The organism is uncultured Bifidobacterium sp. (assembly GCF_959020145.1).
Taxonomy (GTDB): domain Bacteria; phylum Actinomycetota; class Actinomycetes; order Actinomycetales; family Bifidobacteriaceae; genus Bifidobacterium.
The window spans coordinates 1-5527 of record NZ_CAUEQY010000058.1; the positions used below are offsets into that span (position 1 = coordinate 1).

Consider the following 5527-nt stretch of genomic DNA (forward strand, 5'->3'; position numbering starts at 1 on the left):
TATTCAGCGCTCTCGACGGGCGCAAGCACGGCCTTGAAAAGGACTGCTTGCGCCGGGTGCAGTGCCGGCGGGCGGATGCCGTACGTGGCGAGCGCGCGTCCGGTCATCCTCACGCCTTCGGCCTTCCACCAGCCGAGCGGGCTCTGTCCGTTGGCGATGTCTTGCTTGGCGAGGTCGAGGCTCACGTCAAGCGGCGACACCTCATACACCTTGTCAGGGTCGAGGCCGGGCAGGCGTACCGGCGCGGCCGGGTAGGTCTGCGAGGTGGTGAGCTGGGTGAAACGGTAGATGGCGGCCGCTTGGTTAGGCATGACCACACCGTCCAAGCGCACTGCCGGATCGGCTGCGTCGGAATGCACGACTGTGTCGACGGCGAACCATTCGCGATGCTTCTTGAATTCGGCGACCCATTCGGCGAGCTTGTCGATATCTTCCTGCGGTTCCTTGAGCAGGTTCCATTCGATGCCCATGTGTCCGAAGAAGGCCATGGCCATACGCAGTTCCTGCGTGGTGGCGCGGTGCGTGGAGTGCGCCGGGGATGCGCCCACATGTTCGCCGATCATTTCCGGCGGCACGAGCAACGAGGTGTAGCGCTGGATGTCGGCGCGTTCCACCGGGTCGACGCAGTCGGATCCCCAAATGCGGTCGGCCACTTCGAGGATGCCGAGGTCCACGCGGCCACCGCCGGAAGAGCAGCTTTCGATTTCAAGTCCTGGATGCGCGGCCTTCAGATCAGTGAAAATGCGATATACGGCGAGCGTCTGCTGGTGCACTGCCGGGCGTCCGGTGCGTGGGGAGACAGCTTCGGTGACGAGTTTGTTGTGATCCCACTTGATGTAGTCGATGCCGAGTTCGCCGACGAGCTTGTCCATTGCGCCGTAAATGTAGTCGTAGGCGTCCGGATTGGTCAGGTCCACGACCTGCTGGGTACGTCCTTGCATGGGCAGACGGCCTTCGGTGGGCTTCAACACCCAATCGGGATGCGCGCGGAACAGGTCGGAATCCGGGTTGACCATTTCCGGCTCGAACCACAGACCAAATTCGAGTCCCTTGCCATGCACATAATCGGCGAGCGCCTTGAGCGACTTGTCGCCGTCGGGCCACACGTCCTGCGAGATCTGCCAGTCGCCGAGGCCGGAGGTGTCGTCGCGGCGGGAGCCGAACCAGCCGTCGTCCACGACGAAGCGTTCCACGCCACTTTCCACGGCCTTGTCGGCGAGTGCGGTGAGGGTGTCATAATCGTGGTTGAAGTAGACGGCTTCCCATGTGTTGAGAATGACCGGGCGCGGCTTGGGCGCGATGTTGTGTTCAGCAAGCCAGTCGCGGTGCACTCGGCGAATGTAGCTGTGGAAGCGGGCTGCGACTTCGTTGAGGCCTTCGCCGTAGGAGCCGATAAGCCATGGAGTGGTGTAGGACTCTCCATTGGCGAGGCTGATTTCGCCGCCGAACAGTACTTCGCCGCCGCCGATCACGCCGCTGGTGTATGGCAGGCGTTCCGCGGAGAGCACGCTGTTACCGCTCCATGCCACGTGTGCGGAGTAGACGTTGCCGTGCGTGAAGCCGAAGCCTTTTTCGCCGACGCTGAGCAGCAGGGTGGCATCGAAGTCTGGGCGTCCGGCCATGGATGCTTTGGCGAAGCGGCCGAGGGTGAAGTCCTGGCGCTGCGGGGAGCGTTCGCGCAGATGGTGGCCGGTGGTGGTGAGGATTTCGTTGGCGTCGGCCGGCACGGTGAATGCGAGTTCGATCTTGCCGACTTCGAGCTGGCCTTCGCCGGTGTTCACGACTTCGGCGTTCTGGCGGATGAGGCCGGTTTCATCGAGTTCGCAGGTCCAGATGAGTTTCACATGCTGTTCCTCGTCTTCGGCGGTGACGGTGACGGTTGGGGTCTGCTTGGGTTCGTCGGCCACGCTCCAGTTCGGGTATCCGTCTTTTTCGCCCATGACGTAGGTTTTGCCAGCCGCCACGGTTTCGGCGGTGATGTTGCTGACTGCGAACTTGCAGAACAGTTCCACGCCGTCGCGACGCACATCAAAGCGGGTTGCGCCGATCCAGGATTCGGATTGCGTGGGCAGCACGCTCGGCCATGAGGTGTAGTCGAGTGCGCCAGAAACACGCTGTGGCATTTGCGCGTCGAACATGTCGATCACGGTTGCCGGGGCTGCGAGCGGGCGACCCCAATGCACGAGTCGCGGCAGATCATTGCCGGGGAATACGAGTGCGAACGCCACGTTTGCGGCTGGCTGTTCGGCGTAGACCGCAGTGAGTTCGGTACCGTTGGTAGCGTTGCCATGGAAGGTCTGAATGAGCGTCATTGCAGCATCCTTTACATATTGCGATTGCCTTGTACTGTCACCTTCGATGGTATGACAAGCTTCATTTGTTGACGTCGCCGAGCGTGTTTCTTTCTGTCGGAAAGTATTTCTTGCGACCATAGAATCGCAAGAAATATTATTACGTAAACATTACCGTTGAAATCGCAATCATCTTTACCAAGATTTACTTGGCATTTCAATATTTCTTACGTTTTTGCGACTGCAAAATCGCAATTATCGTTTTCCAGCGAAAAAATCAGTCATCAATCGTGCGCATTCCGATTCACGAACGCCGCCGATAACTTCCGGAACATGACCGACATGCGGGTCGCGAGGAATGTCCCAAATCGAACCGCATGCACCCAACTTGGCATCCCACGCGCCGAACACGATTCGTCCGACATGCGTTTGCAGGCACGCGCCGGCGCACATCGGGCACGGCTCCAAGGTAACAATCAACGTGCAATCGGCAAGATTCCACGTACCAAGCGACCGAGCGGCCTGCGTCATGGCCTTGACCTCGGCGTGCGCCAACGGATCGGCGTGCGCCTCGCGCAGATTACGGCCACTGCCGATCACCGCTCCCCCAGCGTCAAGCACGACGGCACCGACCGGTACCTCGCCTTCCGCGGCGGCCTCGCGGGCCAATTCAATCGCCAGCTCCATGTCGTCACTCCACTGCATACCCGCCACTATACGGTTCCGCTCGCGTGAAGCGAAAGACGAAACACGCCCATAAATACCTCTTGGTAGGCTGGAAGAGATTGAAGAAAACGCGCAAAAAGGAGGCACGTTGGCGGCATTCGAGTTGATTGTATGTATTATCGCCGCCGTCGTACTATCTTCATTCCTCAGCCGTTTCATTCCCAAGGTTTCCACACCGCTCGTGCAGATCGCGTTGGGTGCGCTGGCGTCGCAATTGCCGTTTTTCCCGAACGTCACGCTCGATCCGGAACTGTTCATGGTGCTGTTCATCGCGCCGCTGCTGTATTTGGAAGCGCATGAAATCGATAAAAGCGAGCTGCTGAAATCCGTTAAATTGTCGCTTTCATTGGCAATTGGACTAGCGATCGCAACCATGGTGGCCGTTGGTTTCGCACTGCATGCCGTATGGCCCGCAATTCCCCTTGCCGCGGCACTGGCGCTCGGCGCCGCACTTGGACCGACCGACGCGGTCGCCGTATCGTCGCTCGGCAAGGAAGCCGCGCTTACGCAACGTCAAACCAGCGTGCTTAAAGGCGAATCGCTATTCAACGACGCGTCCGGCATCGTCGGCTTCCAGTTCGCGATCGCGGCGGCCGTCAGTGGCGTGTTTACAGTGGGCGATTCGGCCGCACAGTTCGTGTTCTCATTCTTCGGCGGCGCCATTTTCGGCTTGGCAGTAGGCATGGTCGCCGACCTGTTATTTGAATCGTTGCGATCTTTCGGCTGGGAGACGACCACAAGCCGTATTTTGATGGAATTGTTCCTGCCGTTCATTCTGTATTTGGGTGCGGAAGCGGTGCATGTTTCCGGCATTCTTTCGGTGGTGACGGCCGGTTTGATCATCCGTTTCGATCGCACCGGCATCGGCCCGAATGTGGCTCGCACCAACATTGTTTCGTCAAGCGTATGGGGGGTATTCTCGTTCACGCTCAACGGCACGGTGTTCATTCTGCTTGGCATGTTGCTGCCGAATGCGATGAGCGCAAGCTGGGACGATCCGCAAGTCAGCAATTGGCTGCTACTGGTTGCGATTCTTACGGTTTCCGCAGTGGTAATCATCATGCGATTCCTGTGGATTTCATTGATGCTACGTCTCGCGCGAGATACCGTCACCGGCAAGCGACGCAAGATGACGGCGCAACGTTGGCGTTCGGCCGCGGTCATGACGTTCGGCGGGCCGAAAGGCACCATCACCCTGTCATTGATGTTCACGATCCCGTACACCATTACGGGAGGCGCGTGGTTCCCCATGCGTGACGAACTGATCTTCATCGCAGGTGGCGTGATCGTCGTAACCTTGCTGCTCGCCAACTTCCTGCTGCCGCTGCTGGCGCCGAATCGCAATAAAGACACTTCCGTGGAAATGACCGAAATCACCATCGAAGTGCTGCGACGGACCGTGGAGGAACTGACGGGACGAGTCACACCCGACAATCGTCGTGCGGTGCTGATGATCATCGACTCGTATACGAAACGTATCACACGACTGAAGCAGCGCATCGGAGAAATCGATCCGCAAGGGTATATGCAACTGCAGATCGACGCGCTCAACTGGGAGAAGGAATACGTCAAGGCGCGACTGGTGAAAGTCAAGGCGACGCCGAACGACGACAAGGCAGCGCACGATCTGGAAATCGAAGCATGCGAGCGCCTGCTCGACCAGATCATGAGCTCTCTGCGCCATATCGAAACGGAACATAATTCCGGACGCACCATCTGGCGAGTCAAAGGCCGCTTCAGGGCGTTGCAGAGGCGTTTGGGCACGGTGGTGAAGCGTGTGAACAGCCGCATTCGCCGCACTACCCCGCTGTTCAGCGACGACGAGCTGTTCGCGCACACCCGCGCGGTGCAGGTGGATGCCATCGAACATGTGATCGACCGCCTGTATGAGGAGATGGGCCGCGACACGTACAATACGGAACATTGCTCGGCACTGCTGTTGGATTACCGACGAGGCGAGGCTACGCTGAGGTCGCGCCCGAATGTGGGCACGAGCGCGGAGGCGCAGGCGCAGGCGGAAGAGGTGAAGCGCGAAAGTTACGGTATCGAGCTGGGTGTGATCCAAGACATGTACGAGGCGGGTGACATTACGCGCGCGCAATCCAAGCAGCTGCGACGCAACGTGTATGTGATGAGCGTGGACGCCGACGCGCAGATCTAGCATCCAACTGATCTGATGGAATCAGCAAGCTGGCGTGAGCCGGTGATCCGCAGCGAGTTTGTCTGCGGACGAACTGTGGAAACGTGGGGGACGAGACAACTGTAGGAACGGAACACGGCGTGGAAGGCGGCAAACTGGAGGCCATTCCACAATCTAAAACATGAGGGAATTGAAATTCTCAGATATTTCCCAGAAAACACCAGACATGTACTCAGCATCGTCTGTTTATATAGGAGATGTCAGCAAAAGAGCCGACCAGGAACCCACAGCAGTTCCCGACAATTGAACCCTTTCTTCTTCTCTCTCCTTTCTCTCCCCGGTGGTTTTCTCTCCACCGGGGTTTCTTTTT

Annotated in this window: 3 protein-coding genes; 1 reads left to right on the forward strand and 2 read right to left on the reverse strand. The window is 58.6% G+C overall.

All coding sequences use genetic code 11. The features are described from left to right. Together Q5H33_RS07955 and Q5H33_RS07960 are read right to left on the reverse strand one after the other, a co-directional pair. A partial coding sequence (locus Q5H33_RS07955) for an alpha-galactosidase (RefSeq protein ID WP_117646035.1) occupies positions 1–2312 on the reverse strand: 2312 nt, incomplete at its 3' end. Between the two features lie 234 nt (positions 2313–2546). Continuing rightward, entirely contained in the window at positions 2547–2996 is a 450-nt protein-coding gene (locus Q5H33_RS07960; protein WP_004223875.1) for a nucleoside deaminase, read from the reverse strand. Positions 2997–3105: 109 nt separating this feature from the next. Here Q5H33_RS07960 and Q5H33_RS07965 point away from each other — a divergent pair, with 109 nt between their 5' ends. Next, positions 3106–5178: a sodium:proton antiporter gene (locus Q5H33_RS07965; RefSeq protein WP_226645714.1), complete on the forward strand. Its 2073-nt coding sequence runs from the start codon at positions 3106–3108 to the stop codon at positions 5176–5178. The last annotated feature ends 349 nt before the right edge of the window (positions 5179–5527 follow it).

Coding starts and splice junctions, on each gene's coding strand:
- Q5H33_RS07960 (WP_004223875.1), bottom strand. CDS start 2,996: ATGCAGTGGAGTGACGACATGGAGCTGGCGATTGAATTGGCCCGCGAG.